Here is a 23,183-nt window from a genome sequence, read left to right on the forward strand (position 1 = left end):
GCGGCCCGCATAATGCGCGGATGTTCGACGTCATCCTCTACCAGCCCGAGATCCCGCCCAACACCGGCAACGCGATCCGCCTGTGCGCGAATACCGGCGCCCGCCTGCACCTGGTGGCGCCGCTGGGCTTCACCCTCGAAGACAAGCAACTGCGCCGGGCCGGGCTCGACTATCACGAGTACGCCGCGGTGCGCGTGCACGACAGCCTGGCCGCGACGCTGGAGGCGATCGCGCCGCCGCGCTTGTTCGCGTTGAGCACGCGCGGCCGGGTGCGCCACGACCAGCCTCGCTACGCCCCCGGCGACGCCTTCTTGTTCGGCCCGGAGACCCGCGGCCTGCCCGAGGACGTGCTCGACCGGGTCCCGGCCGAGCATCGCCTGCGCCTGCCGATGCGTCCGGACAACCGCAGCCTCAACCTGTCCAACGCGGTCGCGGTGGTGGTGTTCGAGGCTTGGCGCCAGCACGACTTCGCCGGGGGCGCCTGAGCCTTGCAAGTGGGGGCCAGGCGCGCCGGGTCCGGCGGGAGGCGGCGCCACTGAAGAACTTGCCACTGCAAGAAAAAGACTCCCCCTGCCCTTCGGGTGCGGGAGAGGGAGCAAAGTCCGCGAACCTCGACGCCGCTCACGCGGCCGGCAGCGTCTGCGCGCGCGGCGCGCGCAGCAACAGCGACAAGCCGAAAGCGTTGAGCAGACCGATCGCGCAGAACACCGTCCACGGCAGCCACGGCCAGTGGCGCGCGGTCGCCACGTCGACCAGCCAACCGCCGGCGACATTGCCCAGGCCGCCGCCGATCGCGAGGCTGAGCGAACTGACCCCGAGAAAGGTGCCGAGCGCGCGCGGATCGGCCATGCCGGCGATCAGGGTCTGCTGGGTCGGTCGGGTCATCACCGCGCCGACCGCGAAGACACCGATGCACACCAGGAAGCCGGCGAAGCCGGCGCTGAAACCGATCGCGCCGACCGCCAGCGACATCAGCACCACCCCGAGCACCAGCACCTGGGCGGTGCTGAGGCGTCGCTCCAGCCAACGCACCAGGCCGTATTGCAGCAACACCGTCAGGCCGGCGCTGACCGCGAACATCACTCCGACGCTGTCGACCTCGCCGGTCAGGCGTTGCGCCAGCAACGGCAGGCTGATGTTGATCTGCACCGCGAGAAACCAGTACGGCATCATCAACGCGACCAGGCTCAGGAAGGCGCGGTCGCGGCGGACCAGGTCAAGGCCATGGCGCAGCGGCGGCGGCCGCTCGGGCATCTCTACCGGCGGCAGCAGCCGCAGCGCGATGACGAAGTTGAGCGCGAAGCAGGCCGCGGCGGCCAGGCAGACCACGCGGAAGTCGAATCGCAGCAGCGCGACGCCAAGCAAGGGCCCGAGCGTGGTCGCCACGCCGCTGACCCAGTTGCTGATCGCGTAGTAACGCGGCCGCGTGCGCTCGTCGGTGAGCGCGGCGATGGAGGCCTGGTACGGCGCTTCGAACATCGCCCCGCCGAGCGCCGACACCGCCATCGCGACCAGCAGCAGCGGCAGGTCGTCGGCGAAGGCCAGACTGGCGAAGCCGGCCGCGCGCAGCAGCACGCCCAGGCAGATCATCCGGCGCGCGCCGAAGCGATCGGACAGTACTCCGCCGACCAGGGCCAGGCCCTGCTGGGTCAGCTGCCGAACCGCCAGGGCCAGGCCGACCGCCGCCGCGGCCAGGCCGACGTCGTTGACGAAATGTACTGCGACCAGCGGCATCAACATGGCGAAGCCGGTCACCATGAAGAAGGTGTAGACCAGCAGCCCGTTGAGGCCGCGCCGGCGCGCGTCGGCGCTGAGCGGAAGGCCGGCCTGCAGCGGTGGGCTCGCGCTCATGGATTCGCCTCAGACCGCCGCGCGCGCCGCGCCGGCAGCGGCGCGATACAGATGGATCGGGGTCGGGTCGGCGCTGAACTGCGAGAACGGAAACGGCTCGGCCGACACCGCGGCGACGCCGTGGCCGAGAAAGCGCGGCACGATCGCGCTGCCGGTCTGGGCGTAGACGATCAAGGGAATGCCGCGCGCGCGCGCGCTGGCGAGGATCTCGTCGAAGGATCCGTTGCTCAGGGTCATGCCGGTGGCGATGACCATGTCCGCCTGCGCCAGCACCGGACGCATGTCGCGCACGACCTCGGTGCCGTCCTGGGTGCGCTGCAGATTGAAATCGCAGGGCAGGCACACGCCGCCCTGGGCCTGGATCGCCGCCACCAGCGGGTTGACCACGCCGATCAGGCCCACGCGCATCCCCGGCTCGATCTTGAGCAGGCCGGCGATGGCCTCGTCGCGCGCGCGCGCCCGCTCCAGCGGCGTGCCGTGCGGCAGCATGAACACCTGCGCCTCGGCCGCCTCGCGATGCGGCCGCACCAGCGACAGGTAGGCATCGAGCGCGGCGATCCGCACCGGCGTGCGCTGATCGCGCAGCAACTGCGCGACGCTGCATCCGGACAGTTCCTCGGCGATCACCGAATCGAGTTGATCGCGTTCCACGCAGCAACCGCCGAAGCCCGACTCCACCCGCAGCACCAGGTAGTAGTTGCGGTACTTGGTCTCGGTGCCCGGGAACTGGGTGCTCTGACGCACCCAGAACGCACCGACCGCGTGCAGCGAGGCCGGATCGGGACCGTAGTCGCCGCGCAGCACCGCTTCGGTGACAGCGGCGACGTCGGCGGGCGCGTGATGGCCGGTGGAAGGCGCGGTATCGATGGCCGTTACGGCGGGAAGAGTCATGTCGTCGATCTCGGGGAAAGAGTGGCGTGGGGCTGCGGTAGGGGGACTGTTGCTGTTGCTGTTGCTGTTGCTGTTGCTGTTGCTGTTGCTGGTGCCGTCGCTGTCGCTGGTGCTGGTGCCTCTGCTGTTGCCCCCTTTGAAAAAGGGGGTCGCGACCGTGCAGCGGACGCGGGGGGATTTGCTTTTGCTTCTGCGTTTGCGGTTGCTTGGCCCCGCACTAAAGGCAAATCCCCCCTACCCCCCTTTTTCAAAGGGGGGAAAAGCTCGGCGACCGCGAATCGGCGGTCACCCAGGGCAGACTTAGGCCGCCGTCGGCTCCGCTTCCGCAGCATCGCGAGCCTGAGACGGCTCTACACGATCCGCCGCGGCATCCGGACCCTCGGTCGTATCCGCATAGCGCAGTACGACTCGCTCCAACGCGCGCTCGGCATATCCGCGCGCCTGTCCGCCTTCGCGATCGACCGCGATCACGTGGCCGAGGTAACAGGCGTTGTCGATCGGCGCGGCGACCTCGCTGCCGGCCACCGCGCTCAGGCTCCAGCGGGCGATGTTCGGGTCGGCCTCCAGGCTCTCGGCGCCTTCCATCGCCCGCACATGGCCGGCGCGCGGCGGCACCAGGAACTTGATCGCCGCGCTGGCGATGCCGGTTTCGGCGCGTCCCAGGTCCGGCTCGCGGCCCAGCGCGAGTTCGATCTGCGCATCCAGCAGGTCGATGCCGGTCACCCGCTGGATCAGCTCTGCGATGTAGTTGCCGCCCGGGCGCGGATTGATCTCGACGATGCGCGGCCCGTCCGCGGTCAGCTTGACCTCGGTGTGGCTGATACCGTGATCGTGCCCGACCGCGTCGAGCGCGCCGCGCACCAGGGCTTCGATCGCCGCGGCCTGGGCAGGGTCGAGCCGGGCCGGGAACATGTGCCCGTCCTCGATGAAATACGGAAAGCCGGTCAGGCTCTTGTCGGTGATGCCGATGACCGTGGTGCGGCCGCGGTAGGTGCAGGCTTCGACGCTGAATTCCTCGCCGCGCAGGTATTCCTCCAGCAACAGCAAGGGTACCCGCGCCTGTTCGCGGAAATTGCGCGGAAACTGCTCGAGCGCATCGAAGGCCGCGCGCAGCTCCTGCTCGTCGTCGATCAGCCGCACGAACGCACTCGAGGCCAGGTCGGTCGGCTTGACGATCAGCGGATAGCCGATCCGCTGCGCCTCGATCCGGGTCTCGTCCCAGGAACCGGTCACCGCGAACTTCGGGTTCGGCAGGCCGGCGCGTTCGATCGCCTCGCGCACCTGGTCCTTGCGCCGTTCCATCACCACATTGGCCGAGAACGCCTGCGGCAGCCCCAGGGCCTGGGCGACCTGGGCCACGGTGTCGATGTAGTAGTCGCAGATCGTCACCACGCCGTCGAACTTGAGGATCGCGTGCTGGGCGCGCAGGAATTCGATCAGCGCCGGCACGTCGTTGGTCTCGGCGGTCAGCACGTGCTCGGCGTGGTCGATGACCGGGTGGATCTCGTGCGAGCGCGCATCGCGGTAGTGGCCGCGGTTGCGGGTGACGAAGGTGTAGCGGTGGCCGAGCCGGCCGATCGCGGGCGGAAAGATCCGGCCGGTGCCGCCGACCCAGCTTTCGATCATCAACAAATGCGCCATGGGTGCTTGCTCCAGGGAAGGGATTCAGTGCGCGACGAGCGCCGCATCGCACGGCGACGACGCCGCGCGCTCGTTGGGTTCGGCGGGGTCGGCGGCGAAATCGGCGCGGTCCCAGGCCATCGCCGACCACGGCAGGGCCAGTTCGTCGAGCGAGGCGATCGGCTTGGGCTCCAGGCCGCGCGGGTCCAACGCCTGTTCGTAGTGGGCGAACACGCCCTCGACGTAGCGATGGCCGGTATCGGCGGCGAGGAACACCACGTTGCGCTCGGGCCGGCGCGCGGCCTCGCGCGCGGCGACCAGGTAGCAGCAGCCGGTCGACAGGCCGGCGAACACCGCGTGCTCGCGCAGCAGCGCCACCGAACCCGACAGGCCGTAGTCGAACGAGACCCAATGGATCTGGTCGTACAGGCGGTGGCGGACGTTGCGGAACGGAATCGAGCTGCCGATGCCGGCGATGATGATGCCGGGGTCTTCGATGTGCTGGCAGCCGAAGGTCATGCTGCCGAAGGGCTGCACTCCGATCAGTTCGACTGCCTCGTCGTGCGCGCGCAGAGCGCGCGTCAGGCCGCCGGTGGAGCAGCCCGAGCCGACGCCGCCGACCACGCTGAGCGCGGCGTCGGCGAGGCTGTCGGCCAGCAACGCCGCGACGGGCTCGTAGCCGTCGTAGTGGATGTCGTCGTGGTACTGCTGCATCCAGTGCACGTCGGGGCGGCTGTCGAGCAGCTCGCGGATGCGAGCGACGCGCAAGCTCTGGTCCATCTTCAAGGTCGCCTGCGGCTCCACCTGTTCGATGGTCGCGCCGAGGATGCGCAGCTGCAGCATCAGGGTGCGGTCGACGGTCTTGGAACCGACGATATGGCAATGCAGGCCGTACTTGTGACAGGCCAGGGCCAGGGCATAGGCGTAGATGCCGCTGGAGCTGTCCATCAGGGTCGCGCCCGGGCGGATGCGGCCGCTCGCGAGCAGACGCTCGACCGCGACCAGGGTCGAGTAGACCTTCATCGTCTCGAAGCGCGCGACGTACAGATTGGCGCCCAGCCGGATCAGGTCGGGCGCCTTGATCGCGTCGGCGATATGCGTGTGCATGCTCATCAGAACCCCGTCTCGGCGAAACGGCACTGGTGGCCCAGGCCGCGGAAGAAGGCCGACAGCTCGCCCATGCGCGCGGCGTCGGGCCGCTCGACGAACAGATAGCCGAGCAGGCTGCCGGTGTGGGCGACGACGAGGCCGTCGGCGGCGAACTCGCCGCGACGCTCGGTCAGGGCATCGAGATGGCGCTTGGCGATGACGCCCTGGGCCAGCTCCGCGCTGCGCGTCGCGCAGGCGCAGATGCCGGCGAGGTCGTGCGTGGCGAAGGCCTGCAGCGCGCGCTCGAGATTGTCCTGGTAGGCGCCGAGGTGGCGCCGGTAGTGGGCCAGCAGCGCAGACGCGCATTTCTCGGTCTCGACCGTGCCGCCTTCGTCGATGTAGCAGGCATGCAGGCGCAGCGGCGTATCGAAAGCCTGCACGACCTGCTGGCGTCCGCTCAGGTACAGCGCGTGCGTGTCGAGGAACACGCTGTCGGAACGCTCGATGCCGCGCAGCAGGTCGGCGATCGCCGCCGGCGCCGTGTCCAGGCCGAAGATCCGGTCGAGGCAACGGATGGTCGCGACGATGTCGGCGGTCGAACTGGCCATGCCCTTGCCGAGCGGCAGTTCCGAATCGTGGCTCCAGCGTCCGCGCGGCAGCCGCTTGCCGTGCGCTTGCAGGTACAGCGCGATCGCCTGCCGGCATTTGTCTTTGCCTGCCAGGTCGACGGCGATCTCGCCGTCTTCGCCGGGGGCGAAGTGGATCCAACTGTATTTGCGCACCGGCAGGGAGATCAGGCCGATGTGCAACTCGCCGTCCTGGGCGTACGGCCCCTGCAACAGCTCGCCGAGCGTGCCGTGGCAGACGCCGCTGTAGATCCTCGGCGTCGGTTCGTGTTCGCTCGACGCCTGCGCTGGCGCACGGGCCCCGATGCGCACGTGTTCGTTGTCGCGGTACCGCTCCTGCCTCAGCATGGCCGCACGCTCCCCCAAAAACATCGAATGAAACGTCGAGTGATCCGTCGAATTAACCGTCGAAATCGACCGCGAGCTGGGCCACGTAGCGGCGCCCGTCGGTGAGTCCGAAACTGTTGTTGCCGTAGATGTTCCAGGTGTAGGTGTCGCCGAGGTTGGCGACCAACAGGCGCAAGGTCGCCGGCGCCGAACCGAGTCGGAACCGATAGCGCGCGCCGACGTCGACCAGGGTGTAGGCGGGCACGCGGTTGACGCCGTCGCGCGAGGCGATGCGTTCGCCGTAGTGACTCATCGACAGGTCGAAGGACAGCCCCGACCACGACGGCGGCCGGTATTCGAGATCGGCGCGCAGCACGCGCTCGGTCTGGCCGATCGGGCGGTCGCCGACCCGGCCCAGGCGCACCGCTTCGCCGCTGACCCGCGGCCGCATCAACACCGCGCCGGCGACCAGGTTCAGCGCATCGGTCGGCCGGCCGCTCAGGCTCAGCTCCACGCCGCGGTGGCGCACCTCGCCGATCGCGCCGTAGACGTTGCGCTCGTCGGTGGTGAAGTACGGCTTGCGCACGTCGAAGGCGCCGGCGACCAGTTTCATGCCGTCGGCGAAGGCCCAGCGCAGGCCGGCGTCGCTCTGCCGGGTGCGGATCGCCGGCAGCGCCTCGTTGCGGTTGGCCGCGTCGTCGGGGGCTATGCCGCTTTCCTCCAGGCCGCGGGTGTGGCCGGCATACAAGGCCAGGCGCTTGCCGAGGTAGACCGAAACGTTGGCGTTCGGCAGCCAGGGCTGGTCGCGAGTGGCGGTGCGCGGCAGGCCCGGCTGGTCGACGCTTTTTTCGTAACGGCTGCGCTGGATGCCGAGACTGAGTTCGCCGACCTCGCGCCAGCGCCCTTCGTAGGCGAGCCCGCCGGTCCATTGGCGGACCTGATCGTGGGTGCGCGGGCCGAACGCGAACGCGACGGGCTCGGGCATCGGCAAGGCTTCGCCGAGCGGCCGCACGCCGAAGTCCAGGGCCGGCGCCGAACCGCCGTACTCGCTGTCGAGCCGGCGGCCGCGCGCCGCGACGTGCAGCACGTGCAGCCGCGGGCCTTCGCGGAAACTGCGGCTCAGGCGCAGCTCGCCGCTGGTCGAGGCCGAGCGCTGGCGCGGGTCGGCGATGACCTTCTCGCGCGACAGGCCGTCGCGGCCGGTGTCTACGAACAGCTCGGCGAACCCGCTCGGCATGTTGTTGATCGAACGGAACACCCCTCCGGTCAGAGCCCAGTCGTCGCCGAAACGCGCCTTGCCCAGCACGCCGTAGTTGCGGCTGTCGTATTCGTTGTCCGCCCAGGTCTGGCCGAAATGGCGGCGGCGCTTGATCTTCGGCGGCAGATGATTGCCGGCGGTGAGGATGGTGGGCGCGACTTCCTCGTCGCGACCGCGCGAGATGCTCCAGAACGGCAGGATCTCGACGTTCTCGCTCGGCCGCCAGCGCGGCACCACGCCGGCGCGCAGATAGCGTGCGTCGGCGCCGTCGTAGTACTCCTCGCGCGCATACGAGACGCCGGCAGCGAGGCCGAGCCGGCCCTCGATCAAAGGCAGCTTCGCATCGAGTTCCAAGGCCGGCGCGCCGTACGCGTTGAGCGCGCCGACCACGCTGATCACCCGCTCGTCGCCGGCCTTCTGCAGGCGATAGTCGACGATGCCGGTCGGCGCCGGAAACGGATAGCTCAGCGCCGACAGGCCGACGCGGATGGTCGAGCCCTCGACCAAGCGCGGCGGCACCGTGCCCTGACGGTCGAAATACACTCCGTCCATCCGCACGTTGCCGGCATCGACCGGCGAGAAGCCGCGCACCTGCTTGGTGCTGTACAGGCCGATGGTCTCGTTGCCGAGGGTGGCGCCGAACGCGTCCTCGGCCGCGGTGACGGCGTTGTCGTCGGTGCGCTGCGCCTGCGCCGCGCTCGTCGCGGTCGCGGCGATCAGTCCCAGGGTCCAGGCCAGTGCGTGTCGTCTCATCGCTCAGAGCTCCGTCGGCCAACGGCGCAGGCGCCGCCAGGCCATCGCGGTCAGCAGCCCCGCCAGCAGGCACAGCCAGCCGATCGTCGGCAGCACCGCGAGCAAGCGCGCGCTCGCCGGCGCCTCGCTGCCGCGGTAGGCCGGGATTGCGTCGTACTCGGCGAAGTTCATCCGTCCGTAGCTGTTCGCCACCGTGCGCGGCGTCGGCGCGGCGATCTGGCCCTGGATGCGCGGGTAGAACCATTCGCGCAAGCGCAGTTGATAGTCGCGGGTCTGTTGTTCGAAACGCTGATGACGCGCGGCATCGGTGCCGGCCAGCACCGCCAGGGCCGCTTCCAGCCCCAACGGCGGCGCGAGGTAACCGGCCCAGTCCGAGACCCGGGCGCGCGACTCGCGCGCGGCTTGTTGCCGCTCGCGCAACGGCCGCAGGCGTCGTTCGAGTTCCGGAGCGAGGAAGCTCATGCGGGTGGCGTAGTCGATCTTGGCGACCCGTTCGGTGGCCGCGGCGAGCGTCGGCGAACGGCGGAACGCGGCGGCGACGATCGCATCGCGCTGCTCGGCGATGGCGTCGTTGGTGCGGCGCTGCGCGTCCACATAGGCAACCGGCGAGGGCGCATCGCCGAGCCGGGTCGCCAGCGCGCTGCCGAGCAGCGGCAGGCCGATCGCGAGCAGGGCCCACACCGCGCTCATCAGGCTGATCGCGCCGGCGGCGCTGGGCCAGGCCGAAACCACGACGAATCCCAGCGCGGCCCAGAACGACAGGTAAGCCACCACCAGTACCGCCGACGCGATCAGTTCGGGCCAGGCCGCGGCGAGATCGACGCCGGCGGCCAGGAGTGAGACGGTCGCCAGCAGCACCGTCGCCGGCGCGAGCCAGGCGAGGATCGCGGCGACGCGGGCGCCGAGCCAGGTCCGCGGGCCGACCCGTTGCGCGGCGATCAGGCGCAGCATGCCGTGGTCGCGCTCGAAGGTGGCGAGCAGGCCGAACAAGAGCACCACCGCGATCGGCAGCAGGTATACCAGCACGAAGCCGAGGTCGAAGCGCCCCAACCCGAGCCCGCGCGGGTTTTCGAAGTCGTACACCGGCTCGACCCCGAACGGCGTTTCCAGCTTGACCGGCAGGCGCCCCGGCATCAGGTCGCTGACCCCGACCGCGAGCGGAGACAGCGGCAGGTGCGGCTTGTAGCTGTGCGCGCGCAGGAAATAGCGGCTGAAGCCGGCCGCATCGGTCGGGTCCTGCCAATACGGCACTTCGCTCTCGGCCGGCTCGGCGTACCGGCGCGCGCGTTCGCGGATCTGCGCGGTCCAGGCCGCGTCGCTGGCGCGGCTGCGTTCGATCGACTCGGTCTGGCCGCGATGCAGCGCGGCGCCGCTCAGCGCGCCCCACAGCATCGCCGCGCCGAGCAGGCCGATCACCATCCACAGCAAACGATTGCGGCCGACGTGGCGCAGTTCCCAACGCCACAGCGCGGCGAAACCGATATCGACGGCGGCGCTCATGGGCGCATCCTCCGCGCCGCCACGGCCAACGCCGCCAGGGCCGCCGCGCACCAGGCCAGCAACGCCAGCAGGGCCGGACCGCTCACGCCCCAGGCGCTGGCCAGGCGCGGCACCGAATGGCGGAACTCGGGGATCTGCGCCCACAGCGACACATCGTTGGTATGGCGCGCGCCCTCGCCGTTGAGCGGATGCGCCATCACGTCCTGGTTCATCCGATTGACCAGCTCGCGCCGATAGCGCTCGGCGCCATCGACGAAGCGGCGGTGATGGACGAAGTCGCTGCCGGCCAGGGCCGGCGACAGGCTCTGCATCGCCGCCATCGGCGACAACAGGCCGAGCAGCGCGTAGCTGCGGTCCTGGGCCTCGACCCGATCGTAGAAGCCGCCGAGCACGCGGTCGAACACCGCATGCGAATGGCGCTCGCTCAGATCGAGTTCGGCGCCGCGCAGGTCCACCCGCAACTCGTCCTTGCTGGCCGCGCCGTACTTCGCCAGCAGCTTGGCCTGGTTGGCCTTGGCGTCCTCGGCGGTCCAGAACGCCGGCGCTTCGTCGATCAGGCGCTGCTTGACCGCCTGGGTCGACGGCAGCGGCTGCGCGCTGTCGACCGCGCTGTTGGCCCAGCGCGGCAAGGCCAGGCCGAACACGATCCACAGACCGAACAACACGGCCAGGGCCGCGCGCACGCTGCCGGCGAGCATCGACACGGCGATGCCGACCGCGGTCAGCAAGGCCAGGTACAGCGCCATCGCCAGCGCCCACAACGCCAGGCGGGTTGCCGTGTCGAGATCGAACGCGCCCAGCACGAAGGTCGATGCGGCGGCGACCAGCGTCACCGGCAGCAACAGGACCAGCACCAGCGCGGTCCAGATCGCCAGCGCCTTGCTGATCACGATCGCGCGCGGCCGGATCGCCGCGCCGAGCGCCAGGCGCAAGGTGCCGCGCTCGCGGTCCATCGCCACCGCGGTGAACGCCAGCAGGAAGGCGACCAGCGGCGCGAAGCCGATCAGCAGGCCGGCCGGGCTGACCAGGCCGGCGCGCTGCAAGGTCGAGGCCTCGCCTTGCGGCCGGTACAGCATGTCGTTCTGCACGTGCGCTTCGAGCCAGACCGTCTGGCCGACGAAGGGCTCCACGCCGGGATCGAGCGCGGCCAGCACCGGCGTCGGCTTGAACGCGTAGATGCTGTAGTGCGCGGCCGAATGCGGGTCTTTCTCGCCCTGGCCGAGCCAGCGTGCGCGTTCGGCGCGGGCGACCTCGCTCTTGGCCGCATTGGCCGTGGCGAGCGCCTCCAGATTGACCGCGAACGCCAGCAGCACCAGCGCGCCGAGGCAGAGCAAGGCCCACCAGGCGCGGCGGTCGCGGCGCAGCAGGGTCCATTCGTAACCGGTCAGCGACGCGCTCATGCGGCGAGCTGCTCCAGGTACAGGGCTTCGATCTCGGTCGCCGACAGCTCGTCGGTGTGGCGTTCGACCAGCAGCCGCCCGGCGCGCAGGATGCCTAGCCGATGCGCCACGTCCTTGACCCGATACAGATCGTGGGTCGCCATCAGCACCGCGATGCCGCGCCTGGCCGCGGCGCGCACGCCTTGCGACAGATCGTTGGCGGCGCTGGCGTCGAGCCCCGAAGTGGGTTCGTCGAGCAGCAGCAACTGCGCATTCTTGGCCAGCGCGATCGCCAGCCCGACCTTCTGCCGCATGCCCTTGGAGAAACCGGCGGCGCGGCGCGTGTGCGCTTCTTCCTGCAAGCCCGCTTCGGTCAGCAGCGCCCGCGCTTGCGCCTCGTCGAGCCGGCGCCCGCCGAGCAGAGCGAAATAGCTCAGGTTCTCGATCGCGTCGAGGCTCGGGTGCAGCATCACCGTTTCCGGCAGATAGGCGATTTTCGCCCGCGCCGCGAGCGGATCGCGGTCGACGCGGACGCCGGCGACGTCGATATGGCCCGATTCCGGGCTGAGGAAGCCGAGGATCAGGTTCAAGGTGGTGGTCTTGCCGGCGCCGTTCGGCCCGAGCAAGGCATACACCTCGCCCGGCGCGATCGCCAGCGACAAGGCCTCGAGTGCATGGCGCGCGCCGAAGTCCTTGCGCACCGCATGCAGGCGCAGCGCATCGCTGCGGGTTTCGAGCAGGCTCATAGGGTCACCCGGAAGGTCAGTTCGACGCTGCGCGGCGCCGCGATCACCAGTTGGTCGGCGGCGCCGCCGGACCAGTCGGCGTAGAAGGCGTCGCCGAGGTTGCGCCCGTGCAGGGCGATCTCGCCGAACGGCAGGCGGTAGGCGAGCGAGGCGTCCCAGACCTCGTGGCCGGCGACGCGGATGCTGTTGGCGTTGTTGGTGTAGAACGCGCCGACGTGGCGCACGCCGCCGCCGAGAGTCAGCGGAATCGCTTCGAAGCGATAGCTCGCATACAGGTTGGCGACGCGTTCGGGCACATTCGGCGGAACTTTGCCGGCGCGGTCGACGCCGCCGGCTTCGCGCAGTTCGTCGAAGCGCGCATCGAGCGCGGCGAAGCCGGCGTCCAGGCGCAGGCCGCGGCTCAACTTCGCCGATGCCGACAGTTCGATGCCGCGCGAGGACTGGCGCCCGCCCTGCACCGACAGATTCGCGTTGGCCGGATCGCGGGTGACGATGTCGTCCTGTTCGATCCAGTAGCCGCCCAGGCTCACGTCGACCCGGTCCTGCCAGAAACTGCTCTTGATTCCGGCGTCGACGGCGCGGCCGTGGGTCAGCTCGAAGCGCGAATTGGCCAGCGACAGCAGCGGCAGGCTGCCGACCGGCGCGACCGCCTCGCTGTACTGGGCGAACCACTGGGTCTTCGGGCTCAGGTCGAACACCGTGCCGAGCCGCCACGACAGCGGCTCGTAACGCCGCTCGAAGCGGGTCAGCGCGGCGGTGTTGAGGTCGCGGATGCTGCGCTCGAGTTCGATCCGGTCGTAACGCAGCCCCGCCAGCAACAGCCAGCGCGGGGTCAGGTTGAGCGCGTCTTCGGCGAACACCGAGGCGACGCGGGTGGTCGAGTCGAAGTCCACGCGGTTGCCGGCGCCGGGAAAGTTGCGCGCGTCGTCCTCGAACGAGAACCGGCCGCGGGCCGGCGCGAACGGATCGACCGCGCTGGTCGTGCCGAAGCGCCGCATCACGAAGAAGTCGCCGTCGCTGAACTCCACTCCGACCGAGGCGCGGTTGCGCCGCCCGGCCAGCAGGCGCTCCGAGAACAGGGTCGCGCGCTCGACCCAGAAGCGGTGCTCGTGTTCGATCCGGGTGATGCCGCGATCGAGCAGGCCACTGCGGCGGTTATAGGCGTAGGTCTCGGAATTCATCCAGCGCCGCTTGGCGTCGTAGTAGCTGAACTCGTTGCTGAAGCGCAGGCCGTCGCCGATCCGCCAGTGGACCCGCGAGCGCAGCCAGTCGCTGCGCGCGTCCTGGACGCCGTTGTCGACGTTGTAGTTGCGCTTGCGCAGGGAGCGGTCGAGCACGTAGTCGTTGCCGCTGCGCACCAGCCCGCTCGGGTCGCGCGCGAGCGCGCGGGGCAGCAGCGGCGTGCCCCAGTAGGCGGTGTCGTAGTCGTCTTCGTAGTGATCGAGGGCCAGATCGATGTCGAGCGCCTCGCTCGGGCGCCAGCGCGCGGCCAGCGTCGCCGACGTCGCCTCGCTGGCGGTGTCGTCGAGGTAACCGTCGCCGCGGCGGTGGCTGGCCACCGCGCGCAGGGCGAAGCGGTCGCCGACCGGGAAGTTCGCGTCGACCGCGTACCGCTGGCTGCCGAAGCGGCCCCAGCCGGCCATGGCCTCGAAGGCGCGGGCGTCCACAGTGCTGTCGCCGAGCTGCGGCCGCTTCGGCACCAGGTTGATCGCGCCGGCCAGCGCGCCCTCGCCGTACAGCACCGAGGCCGGGCCCTTGAGCACCTCGATGCGCTCGAAGCTCCAGCTGTCGAAGTCGCGCGTCACCAGCGGAGCCGCGGTCTGGCGCACGCCGTCGTAGAGCAAGGCGATGGCGCCGCCGGTGAAGCCGCGCATCGAGGTCATGCCCGGCGACGACGGCAACTGTCCGGCCAGCACGCCGGGCGCGGCATTGAGCGCGTCGACGCTGCCGCGCAGGCCGCGCGCCTGGATCGTGTCCTGGCCCAGCACCTCGACCATCGCCGGGGTCTCGCGCACGGTCAGGCCGAGCCGCGAGCCGGTGGCGCTGGGCGTGTCGAGCGGCGCGACCGCGGCGCGCCGGCCTTCGACGGTGACCGTGTCGAGCAGGGTCGCCGCCGCGCCGCCGGCGGCCTCCTGTGCCGCCGCCGGCGGCGCCAACGCCACCGATGCCAAAGCCGATGCGAGCGTCATCCGCCCGAAGTACGCCGCACCTGCCCGGCTGCCCTGCTTGCCTGCGCTCACTGTGATCCTCGCCCCATGCCGAATGTGAAATGAAACGATATATCATTTCATCTACGCGGCAATGTAAGTCGGGGTCGAGGGCGCGTCAATACGCCCCGTCGAGATTTCGTCTGGCGGATCGGCGTGGACGCAGCGAAGCCGCTCCGCCGGTCTGGCCGGCGGAGCGCAGGCAGGGTCGCGGATCGCGACGCGCAGCGCGGCGAGGTATCGCCGCGATCAGGCCAGGCGGATGAAATCGTTGGCGGCGGTGCGGCGGGTGCGACGCGCGACTTCGAAACCGTTGGCCGAACCCTTGTGGTCGGTGTTGCCCTCGATGCTGAGGAAACTCTCCTCGCCGCCGTCGAAGGCGAAGCCGGTGTGGATCCAGTCGCTGGCGGTCTTGCGCACCAGGAAGATGCCGCAGGCGCCGAGCGCGCCGAAGCCGCCGTTGTGGGCGACGTTCTTGCCGGCGACGAAGCGCCCGGCCGCCTTCGCCTGGCGGGCGAGTTCGTCGCAACCGAAGCTGCCGGCGATCGGCGCGGCGCGGCCGGCCTTCTCGGCGGCCTGCTGCACGACGAAGCTGACGAAGCCGGCGCACCACAGCATCGCCTCGCCTTCGCTGCCCTTCATGTACATGCGCACCCACGGCCCGCGGTTGGCGCCGCCGAGCTCGACCGGATGCTCGGCCAAGTGCTGCTCGGCGAACCAGCGCACGAGCTGCGGATAGCTCTTGTTCGGCGCCTTCGCCGGCAAGCCGACGACGCGCGTCATCGGTTCGGTCAACGCCGCCCAGACCTCCTGATTCAAGCTGCCCGCATAGCTCAGGCGCTTGCGCTCGGCGAAGGCCCCGATGGCGCGGTTGGTGGCCGGGCCGAACTTGCCGTCGATCGGCGTGCCGTTGCCGTGAAACCCCAGCCATTCCTGGATGCGCCGCGCGCCGACTCCGCTCGCCCCATTGCTCAGGGGCCCCGGAAACTCCAGTTCGCGACGGATATACGCTTGTTCGTGCAATGCCATGAGCTGACTCCCTGACGGCGACTACGTCCATGGACGCGCGAAGCCTCCGGCATCGGCGCGCGCCTGCGGGCGCGCACCGCGAGCGGTCATCGTCGCGTCGTCGCGGCGCATGGGCCGCGACTTCCTAGCCAACGCCGGCGCCATGCGAACACGGTCACGCCCGGGTCGTTCATTCCTGCAACACCGCTCGCGCGCGATCGCCGCGGCCCGCGCTCAGTTCGCGTCGTGGAAGATCAGACCGAGCGTGTGCCGCTGCCCGGAATGCAGGCGGCTGACGCCGTGGCGCATCGCCACCCGGTAATGGCCGCGCGCGCCGCGCACCGGGCGCTGGTTGACCGCGAACACCACCGCATCGCCCTGCCGCAGCGGCACCACCTCGACCCTCGACTGCATGCGCGGGCGCTGTTCGGTCAACACGAACTCGCCGCCCTCGAAATCGCGTCCCGGCTGCGACAACAGGATCGCGACCTGCAAGGGAAACACGTGTTCGCCGTACAGGTCCTGGTGCAGGCAGTTGTAATCGCCGCTCGCGTACCGCAGCAGCAGCGGCGTCGGCCGGGTCTGGCCGGCGCCATGGCAGCGCGCGAGGAAGTCGTCGAGCCGCGGCGGATACGCCACCCCGATCCCCATCGCCTCGTTCCAGCGCTGCGCGATCGGCGCCAGCCGCGGGTAGCAGGCCTGGCGTAAACCTTCCACCAACTCGGGTAAGGGATAACGGAAGTAACGGTATTCGCCGCGGCCGAAACCGTGCCGGGCCATGATCACGCGGCTGCGATAACGCGCTTCGTCCTCGTAGCCGGCGGCGATGGCCTCGCATTGCTCGCGGCTCAACAACGAGCGCAGCGACGCATGGCCGCCGGCGTCCAGATCGGCGGCGATGGCCGTCCAGTCCAGGCCGCCGATGCGTTCGTCAAGGGCGGAAGGTTCGTCCGGCGGCGCCGGACGTGTGGGGCGATCGATGACAAACGTCATGGTCGTGGCTTGCGCCGGGCAGTCGGGTCGATCGCATTCTCCGCTCGCGATCGCGCGCAGCGATATCCGTTTCTTGCATCGCGCGCCGATGCGACACCGCGGCTTTGCCGAATGCGGCGGAACAAAACATTCAGGCGCGAGCCAGATTGCGTCGCCGCGAGCTGAACCAAGCGAAAAAATCCGTGACTTACGGCCTAGGAGAATGTCCAAGTACCGTAAGCAGAACGTTTAGTTCCTGTAAAAAGGCACACAAAATTCAGGTTCGATTGATGCGCGATGCCGATACTGCGCACACCGAATCCACACGACGCCTCATACCGAGGCGCGAGGCTTCGGAATAAAACCAATAAAGAGGCTTAGACCTTATGAAGCGTGCATTGCTTGCCCTGACCCTCGCCGCCGCCCTGCCGTTCGCAGCTTCCGCGGCCGAAGGCGTGTCCTACACCTACGCCGAAGCCGGTTATGCCAAGACCGACGGCGAGAACAAGTACTCCGACGCCGACGGCTGGGCCATCGGCGGCTCGTATGCGTTCCACCCGAACTTCCATGTGTTCGGCAGCTACAACCAACAGAAGACCGATTCGTACAACTGGAACGATGCGGTGTTCGGCAACGTCCGCATTCCCGGCCACGATGTCGATCATTGGCGCCTGGGCGTGGGCTACAACCATGAGCTGAGCAAGCGCGTCGACCTGGTGACCCGCATCGCCTACGAGAACAACAAGGCCGACTTCGATTCGTTCGGCGAGTACAAGCTCAAGGGCGGCAGCGTCGAAGCCGGCGTCAACGGCACCCTGACGCCGAACTGGGAAGGCTATGCCTTCGCCGGCTACCAGGACTACGACAAGCATTACGACGGCAAGTTCTACGGCCGTATCGGCACCCTGGTGAAGTTCAACCAGAACTGGGGCATCACCGCCGACGCCAAGTTCATCGACGGCGGCGAGAAGGAATTCTTCATCGGCCCGCGCTTCAGCTTCTGATAGAAAGCGCTACCGATAAGTATTCCGCAACACCGCGATCCGTCTCTCTCTCCCCCGAAACGTCGCGATCGAGCCCGGCCGAAAGGCCGGGCTCTTTTTTTCGCCGCGCCGTCAGCGGCCGCATCGCTGCCGCGACGCGTTAGCGCCCGCCTGCCGCGAAGCCCGCTCGCTGCCGATCGCAACGCCCCGGACTCGTACTCAGCGCTCGCCCTCGGGCGCCGGCGGCGCCTCGCCGTCCTTCTCGCCTTGCTGCAGCATCTTCTGCAGTTCCCGGGCCATCTCGCGCTCCAGGCGTTTTTGTTCGACCTGCTGCGGGCTGGCCAGTTGCAGTTCTTCGCAGGCCACCGAATCGGGCGTGTCGGCGCAGACCTTGCGGATGCCGGCGAGCAGCGTGTCGTCGCCGGTGTTGTGGTACGCGGCGACGAGGTTGCCGCAGCCTTCGCGCACGTGCATCGCGCAGACCTTGTCGTAGGACCGCGCGGCCTTGGCCCAGTCGTTGGCGAGCGCGGCCATGTGGCCCTCGCCCATGCAGGACGACATCGAGCCCTTCGCGCAGCAAGCCGCGGCGCCGCCGGGATCGGTCAAGGCGCAGTGGTCGACCTGGTACGGGGTTTCCCTGAGCGGCTTGCCGGCCACCGGCATCGCGATGGCCTCGCACTGCGCCGGCTCGCTGCGCCGGTAGGACTTGTAGCGGGTCCAGTCGTCCATGCCGACCAGGGTGTCGGCGTCGAGCCAGCGCAGCACGAAATCGTCGCCTTTGTCGTGGCGCACCAGCACTTCGTCTCCGCGCAGGCGATAGCGCAGGTCGAACTCGCCTTCTTCCGAGACGCTCGCCCCCTGGCCGTCGCCGAACCGGAACAGGCCGAACAGGCTCGATTCGCTGTCGGCGGAGGCGTAGCTGCCGCAGGGCTGGCGCGGCGACTGGCGCGGCGGGTCGTTGCTCAGGGCCAGTCCGCTCAACTCCCGCACGCGCTTGCAGGCGTCCTTGGACCGCTTGCCGTCGCAGGCGAAGGCGAAGCTGTCGCGCGCATCGGCATAGCGCCCGGCCAGCCATTGCTGATCGGCCAAGGCGGCGCAGGCCTCGCCGTTGCCGATCTCGCGGCAGGACAGACGCAACACGGCCAAACCTGCCTCGGACACGCGCTCGGTGCGGAACATGTAGACCGGGTCGCCGTCCTGTCCGGCGCTCAGCGCCTTGACCCATTGCTTGCAGGCGTAAGCGCTGCGGTCGCGGCGGCAATGCGGTTCCAGTTTCGCCGCGCGTTGCGCCGGGGCGAGCCGGTGGTCGTATTCGATCGCCGCGACGCAGGACTGGACGTCGCCGAGCGCGCAATCGCGCTGGTCGTCGCCGCGTTCCTTGCCTTCGAGCGGCGCGACCGCCACGACCGGCGCGCTTGCCGCTTGGCACTGGCCCTTGGCGACCTGTTTATAGACCGCGCCGCCGCTGTCGAAACGATCGGCTTGCTGGACCAGACGGCCGTCGCTCTCGATGCGGTAGGTCTTGAGCAGGTTGCTGTCGCCTGAGCGCAGCCACAGGATGTCGCCTTCGACCCGGTAGCCGTAGGGCGAAAAATCCGAAAGGAAGCCGTCCTCGTCGCGCAGCTCGACGCGGCTGCCCTCGAAGATCAGGCGATCGCTGGAATCGTCGGTCGCATAGCTGCCGCAAGGCGGCGCGGCGGCGAAGGCCGGGAGCGACAACAGGGACAACACGAGTGGCCAGACGGCCCGCATACGAGGCATAGGAGTTCCTTTCCCGAAGGGTTCGAGGCAGTGGGGCGCCGCGCGCTCGGCGCGGCGGATGCAACAGCGAAGGCGGCGATGCCGGCGACCGCGCCGGCGTTGCGACTCAACCGAACAGGTCGGTCGGGTATTCGGGCTTCTGTTCGCGCGAAAGCAACTTGCGCAGACCGTCGGCCGGGGTGATCTCGCCGTGCAGCACCGCGCGCACCGCGTTGGAGATCGGCAATTCGACGCCGTGGCGTTCGGCCTGGCGCATCACCTCGTCGGCGGTCTGCACCGATTCGACCACCTGGCCGATCTCGCGCACCGCGTCCTCGATCGACTGGCCGCGGCCGAGGGCGAGGCCCAGGCGGCGGTTGCGCGACAGATCGCCGGTGCAGGTCAGCACCAGGTCGCCGAGGCCGGCCAGGCCCATCAACGTTTCGGGCTGACCGCCGATGGCCTGGTTGAGGCGCAGCATTTCGTTGAGGCCGCGGGTGATCAGGCCGGCGCGCGCGTTGAGGCCGAGCTGCATGCCGTCGGCGACGCCGGTGGCGACCGCGAGCACGTTCTTCATCGCTCCGCCGAGCTCGGCGCCGAGCATGTCGTCGCCGGTGTAGGCGCGGAAGGCCGGCCCGTGCAGGGCGTCGGCGACGCTCTGGGCGAAGCCGGCATCGTCGGAGTGTACGGTCAATGCGGTCGGCAGCCCTTGCGCGACTTCCTTCGCGAACGAAGGGCCGGTCACCACCGCCAGCGGGACCTCGTCGCCGAGCACTTCGGTGGCGACCTCGTGCAGGAAACGGCCGCTGCCGGGTTCGAAGCCCTTGGTCGCCCAGGCCACGCCGGCGCGTGCGGGACGGTGCGGCGCGAGTTGGCGCAGGGTTTCGGCGAAGGCGTGCGAGGGCACCACCACCAGGACCAGGTCGGCCTCGCGCAGGGCGAGGGCCAGGTCGGTGGTCGCGCGCAGCGAGTCCGGCAAGGCGATGCCGGGCAGGTAACGCGGGTTTTCATGCCGCGTGTCGATGGCCGCGGCGCCCTCGGCGTCGCGGCCCCACAGCACGGTCGGATGACCGTGCCGGGCGATCAGTGCGGCGAGCGCGGTGCCCCAGGAACCGGCACCGAGCACCGCCACGCGTAGCTTCGGCGCAACCGCCGGCGACGGATCCTGGCTCATGCGCGAAGCGAGCCGGGGCTCAGGCGTTGCCCGCGGTTTCCGCGTCGGCCAGGCCGCCTTCGGACTGGGCGCCGCGCTGACGCACGCCTTCGGCGTACAGCGCGTCGAAGTTGATCGGCTGCAGGAAGAACGGCGGGAAGCCGCCGGCCTGGATCAGGTCGCTGACCAGCTGGCGCGCGTACGGGTACAGCACGTTCGGGCAGTGCGTGCCGAGCATCGCGTCGAGGGTCGCCGCGTCGAAGCCGATCAGGCCGAACACGCCGGCCTGCTTCACTTCGGCCAGGTACATCGGCTTGTCGTTGGCGCTGCAGGTCAGGGTGACGCCGAGCACGACTTCGAAGGCGTTCTCGCCGACGCGCTGCACGTTCTGCGACAGGTTCAGCTGCAGCTGCGGCTGCGCGGCTTCGGCGAACACGGCCGGAGCGCCGGGCACCTCGAAGGAGACGTCCTTGACGTAGATCTTCTCGACGGTGAACGCGGGGCCGGTTGCGGCTTCGGCCGGCGCGACGGCGCCGTTGACGTTTTCTTCGGACATTCGGGTGACTCCCCAGCGGAATTCAGAAAAGAGGTCGATTATGCCCGCTCGCGCGGACCGGGACCAAACCCCCGGACCGGGATCACGCACAGCGGCTATCGAGGGTGGATGGGGCGCAGTCTAGGCCGCGCCCGTGGCGCTGGCGCGACAGGTTCGCGCCGCCGCGGCAGGGCTCAGCCGCGGCCCTTGATCAGCGGCAGATCGGCCTGCTGCCAGGCCTGGATGCCGCCGTCGAGCCAGTAGACCTGCTCGAAGCCGGCCTTCTTTAGGCGCTTGGCGGCGTCGGCCGAGGCCTGGCCGGTGCGGCAGACCGCCACCACCGGCAGCGTCTTGGCGTTGGCGAGCAGCTTGCTTTCCGGGTCGAACTGGCTCGGCTGGACCGAACGGCTACCCGGAATGTGGCCCTTCTCGAACTCGGTGCTGGCCGACAGGTCGACGACCAGGGCGTTGTCGCGGTTGATCAGCGCGGTCAGTTCGGCCGGGCGCAGGGCCTTGTAGCCGCGAAACAGGCGCGCGATCTCGGTGTAGACGATGGCCACGGTCAGGCCGGCGAAGCCCAGCGACAGGTACAGGTGGCGGCCGGCGAACGCCAGCAGTTCTTCAAGACTCACGGGGACATGCTCACAGGGTCGGGCTCACAAGGTCGGGCGGGCGGAATCGGACTCGCGCAGGCCCGAACGGGCGGCGATTGTCGCCCAGCGCGCGCGGCGGCGCAAAAGCGAGGCCCGAACGGGTCGCCCGGAGCGGGCGGCCGGACGCGTGCTTACTGGCCGGCCCAGAAGTCCGGCAGGCCGCTGACCAGCCACCAGGTCTTGGCTTCCGGGTCCCAGGTCCAGGCCTCGGTGTAGCGCACGGTGCGCTCGGCCAGGGTGTGGCGATTGATCACGCCGATGTCGATCAGGCGCACCGCAGTGCCCTTTTCCTTGTCCATCTCGGTGCCGACGTCGCGGTAGGAGGAGACCTGGATCTGCTTGTAGCGCTCCAGTTGCATCGGCGTCGGCGCCTGCTGCTTGCGCAGCTTGGGCTCGATCAGGTTGACCGCGCCCTCGAAGTCGCCCCAGCGGATCGCCGCCGAGTAGGCGTACTGGGTCTCGCTGATCTTGTTGTTCTGGGTGCCGGTGGTCTGGCAGCCGCTGAGCGCGGCCGCCCACGACAACACCAGGGCGAGCTGCAGCAAGCGCATCAGGAGCGAGCTGTTCGAAAGCGGGCGCATCGCGGACTCCGGCGGAAAGGACGTTCGGCGTGCATCCTACCGTTCGCGTCAGGGCTTAGCGATGGCCACGTAGCGCGCCGTGAACTCGGTCGCGATCCCGCCTTCGGGCAGCAGCGCGCGCGCGATCAGCGAGGTGCGGGCGCGGCGGCGCTCGCGCAGGGTGGTCAGGAAGCTGTCCCAGTCGGCGCCCGGGGCGAGCTCGGCGTGCACGTCCAGGTCGGCGAACAGCGGCGCGAGGTAGCGGGTCTGGCTGTCGGCGACGAACACCTCGGCCTTGAGGCCGGCCTGTTCGATGCCGAGCGACATCACGCCCCAGGAAGCCAGGGTCATCATCGAGGCCAGGCTGCCGCCGAAGGCGCAGCCCTTGTCGTTGACGTGTTGCGACAGCGGCGCGTGCAGGCGCAGGCGCGAGCCGTCGTAACCGGCGATGTTGACCTGCATGGCCGCGACCGGCGGCATCGATTGGTAGTGCTGATGAAGGCGTTGCAGAGCGGCGTCGGAAGTCATCGAAGGCATTGCAGTTCGGGGGAGTATTGAGTGTCGCGTCGGAGACGGCGGCCACCGGCGAGTGCAGCGATCGGCGGTGCTGTGCGAAGCTGTTCGCATGAGCCGCGAGCTGCGACAACCGCCGGGATGGTACGTGATCTCACTGCGTCCGAGCGGCGATCACGAAGAACTTCGTCGTATCTCCGCACAGTACGGCGGCGGATTGATCGAGCTTTCGCCATGGTCGGTGCGCACGCAGAACGATTCGGCCTCCCGGCGTGCGTTATCGGAAGCATTGGCGGCGCCGCACGTCCTCGTCACCAGTCCGGCCGCGGCGCGCGCGTTGCGCGATCTGCAACCGTCGCTGACGGCGCGCGCCGGCCAGCGCTGGTACGCGGTCGGCGCGGGCACCGCCGCGGCTTTACGCGAGCTCGGCATCGACGAGGTGCGGTGGCCGCAGCGCATGGACAGCGAAGGCCTGCTCGCATTGGCGGAACTGCAACATTTCGACGACGAAGCGTTCGGTTTGCTGACTGCGGCGGGCGGACGCGGCGTGCTTGCGCCGGCGTTGCAAGCGCGCGGCGCGCGCGTGCTGCGCGCCGACATCTACGTACGCGAGCCGGGCGCGTTGTCGCGATTCGAGATCGCGCGCCTGCTCGGTGCCGAGGGTCCGCTGTGGTTGCCGCTGTCGAGCGGCGAAGCGCTGCAACGCGTGCTCGCCCAATTGCCCGGCGAAGCCGGCGCGCGGCTGCGCCAGGCGCACGTCAGCGCGGCCAGCGCGCGCCTGGCCGAACTCGCGCGCAGCCTCGGCTTCGGCGAGGTCGA

General features: G+C 69.6%; 21 protein-coding genes. 3 read left to right on the forward strand and 18 right to left on the reverse strand.

The window, feature by feature from the left end:
- Positions 1 to 20: 20 nt before the first annotated feature.
- Complete coding sequence (gene trmL / locus ACSAMQ_RS08280) at positions 21 to 485, forward strand: tRNA (uridine(34)/cytosine(34)/5-carboxymethylaminomethyluridine(34)-2'-O)-methyltransferase TrmL (protein WP_435395181.1); 465 nt, start codon at positions 21 to 23, stop codon at positions 483 to 485.
- 136 nt (positions 486 to 621) lie between these two features.
- Here trmL and ACSAMQ_RS08285 read toward each other — a convergent pair whose 3' ends face one another.
- The 12 genes from ACSAMQ_RS08285 to ACSAMQ_RS08340 all read right to left on the reverse strand — a co-directional run bounded on the left by ACSAMQ_RS08285 (position 622) and on the right by ACSAMQ_RS08340 (position 16,248).
- Positions 622 to 1,851, reverse strand: a complete 1,230-nt coding sequence (locus ACSAMQ_RS08285) for an MFS transporter (RefSeq protein WP_435395182.1) — start codon at positions 1,849 to 1,851, stop codon at positions 622 to 624.
- A gap of 9 nt (positions 1,852 to 1,860) precedes the next feature.
- Entirely contained in the window at positions 1,861 to 2,742 is an 882-nt protein-coding gene (locus ACSAMQ_RS08290) for a Rossmann-like domain-containing protein (RefSeq protein WP_435395183.1), read from the reverse strand.
- A 300-nt stretch (positions 2,743 to 3,042) separates the two neighbouring features.
- Positions 3,043 to 4,383: an ATP-grasp domain-containing protein gene (locus ACSAMQ_RS08295; protein WP_435395184.1), complete on the reverse strand. Its 1,341-nt coding sequence runs from the start codon at positions 4,381 to 4,383 to the stop codon at positions 3,043 to 3,045.
- A gap of 24 nt (positions 4,384 to 4,407) precedes the next feature.
- The gene (locus ACSAMQ_RS08300) at positions 4,408 to 5,475 is read right to left on the reverse strand and encodes a pyridoxal-phosphate dependent enzyme (protein WP_435395185.1); all 1,068 of its coding nucleotides are present in this window, start codon (positions 5,473 to 5,475) and stop codon (positions 4,408 to 4,410) included.
- Positions 5,475 to 6,425, reverse strand: coding sequence for a GHMP family kinase ATP-binding protein (locus ACSAMQ_RS08305; RefSeq protein ID WP_435395186.1), 951 nt, complete (start codon positions 6,423 to 6,425; stop codon positions 5,475 to 5,477). Before ACSAMQ_RS08305 ends, ACSAMQ_RS08300 begins: the two co-directional genes overlap by 1 nt.
- A 52-nt stretch (positions 6,426 to 6,477) precedes the next feature.
- Positions 6,478 to 8,415, reverse strand: coding sequence for a TonB-dependent siderophore receptor (locus ACSAMQ_RS08310; protein ID WP_435395187.1), 1,938 nt, complete (start codon positions 8,413 to 8,415; stop codon positions 6,478 to 6,480).
- 3 nt (positions 8,416 to 8,418) lie between these two features.
- A complete protein-coding gene (locus ACSAMQ_RS08315) occupies positions 8,419 to 9,915 on the reverse strand; it encodes a DUF3526 domain-containing protein (RefSeq protein WP_435395188.1) in 1,497 nt (498 codons plus the stop codon).
- Complete coding sequence (locus ACSAMQ_RS08320) at positions 9,912 to 11,315, reverse strand: ABC transporter permease subunit (RefSeq protein WP_435395189.1); 1,404 nt, start codon at positions 11,313 to 11,315, stop codon at positions 9,912 to 9,914. The genes ACSAMQ_RS08315 and ACSAMQ_RS08320 overlap by 4 nt, the downstream gene beginning before the upstream one ends.
- Positions 11,312 to 12,040: an ABC transporter ATP-binding protein gene (locus ACSAMQ_RS08325; protein WP_435395190.1), complete on the reverse strand. Its 729-nt coding sequence runs from the start codon at positions 12,038 to 12,040 to the stop codon at positions 11,312 to 11,314. Before ACSAMQ_RS08325 ends, ACSAMQ_RS08320 begins: the two co-directional genes overlap by 4 nt.
- Positions 12,037 to 14,280, reverse strand: coding sequence for a TonB-dependent receptor (locus ACSAMQ_RS08330; protein ID WP_435395191.1), 2,244 nt, complete (start codon positions 14,278 to 14,280; stop codon positions 12,037 to 12,039). Before ACSAMQ_RS08330 ends, ACSAMQ_RS08325 begins: the two co-directional genes overlap by 4 nt.
- Before the next feature lie 216 nt (positions 14,281 to 14,496).
- Positions 14,497 to 15,276 carry a peptidoglycan-binding domain-containing protein gene (locus ACSAMQ_RS08335; RefSeq protein WP_435395192.1) on the reverse strand — a complete coding sequence of 260 codons (780 nt, stop codon included), beginning with the start codon at positions 15,274 to 15,276 and terminating at the stop codon, positions 14,497 to 14,499.
- A 213-nt stretch (positions 15,277 to 15,489) separates the two neighbouring features.
- Positions 15,490 to 16,248, reverse strand: a complete 759-nt coding sequence (locus ACSAMQ_RS08340) for a 2OG-Fe(II) oxygenase (protein ID WP_435395193.1) — start codon at positions 16,246 to 16,248, stop codon at positions 15,490 to 15,492.
- Positions 16,249 to 16,613: 365 nt separating this feature from the next.
- Here ACSAMQ_RS08340 and ACSAMQ_RS08345 point away from each other — a divergent pair, with 365 nt between their 5' ends.
- Positions 16,614 to 17,231 carry a porin gene (locus tag ACSAMQ_RS08345; protein ID WP_435395194.1) on the forward strand — a complete coding sequence of 206 codons (618 nt, stop codon included), beginning with the start codon at positions 16,614 to 16,616 and terminating at the stop codon, positions 17,229 to 17,231.
- 198 nt (positions 17,232 to 17,429) lie between these two features.
- Here the strand turns inward: ACSAMQ_RS08345 and ACSAMQ_RS08350 are convergent, their stop codons facing one another.
- From ACSAMQ_RS08350 to ACSAMQ_RS08375, 6 genes are all read right to left on the reverse strand, one after another.
- Positions 17,430 to 18,938, reverse strand: coding sequence for a hypothetical protein (locus tag ACSAMQ_RS08350; protein ID WP_435395195.1), 1,509 nt, complete (start codon positions 18,936 to 18,938; stop codon positions 17,430 to 17,432).
- 139 nt (positions 18,939 to 19,077) lie between these two features.
- Positions 19,078 to 20,124, reverse strand: coding sequence for an NAD(P)H-dependent glycerol-3-phosphate dehydrogenase (locus tag ACSAMQ_RS08355; RefSeq protein ID WP_435395196.1), 1,047 nt, complete (start codon positions 20,122 to 20,124; stop codon positions 19,078 to 19,080).
- Between the two features lie 19 nt (positions 20,125 to 20,143).
- A complete protein-coding gene (gene secB, locus ACSAMQ_RS08360; RefSeq protein WP_435395197.1) occupies positions 20,144 to 20,659 on the reverse strand; it encodes a protein-export chaperone SecB in 516 nt (171 codons plus the stop codon).
- A 173-nt stretch (positions 20,660 to 20,832) separates the two neighbouring features.
- Positions 20,833 to 21,270, reverse strand: coding sequence for a rhodanese-like domain-containing protein (locus ACSAMQ_RS08365; protein WP_435395198.1), 438 nt, complete (start codon positions 21,268 to 21,270; stop codon positions 20,833 to 20,835).
- A gap of 152 nt (positions 21,271 to 21,422) precedes the next feature.
- Complete coding sequence (locus ACSAMQ_RS08370; RefSeq protein ID WP_435395199.1) at positions 21,423 to 21,872, reverse strand: hypothetical protein; 450 nt, start codon at positions 21,870 to 21,872, stop codon at positions 21,423 to 21,425.
- 48 nt (positions 21,873 to 21,920) lie between these two features.
- Positions 21,921 to 22,379, reverse strand: a complete 459-nt coding sequence (locus ACSAMQ_RS08375) for a YiiD C-terminal domain-containing protein (protein WP_435395200.1) — start codon at positions 22,377 to 22,379, stop codon at positions 21,921 to 21,923.
- A 97-nt stretch (positions 22,380 to 22,476) separates the two neighbouring features.
- Between ACSAMQ_RS08375 and ACSAMQ_RS08380 the strand changes: the two genes are divergently transcribed.
- Positions 22,477 to 23,183, forward strand: a 707-nt coding sequence (locus ACSAMQ_RS08380) for a uroporphyrinogen-III synthase (protein ID WP_435395201.1), incomplete at its 3' end; no start/stop codon positions are given.

The organism is Lysobacter sp. 1R34A, from assembly GCF_051217035.1.
In the GTDB taxonomy this organism is placed as follows: Bacteria; Pseudomonadota; Gammaproteobacteria; order Xanthomonadales; family Xanthomonadaceae; genus Lysobacter.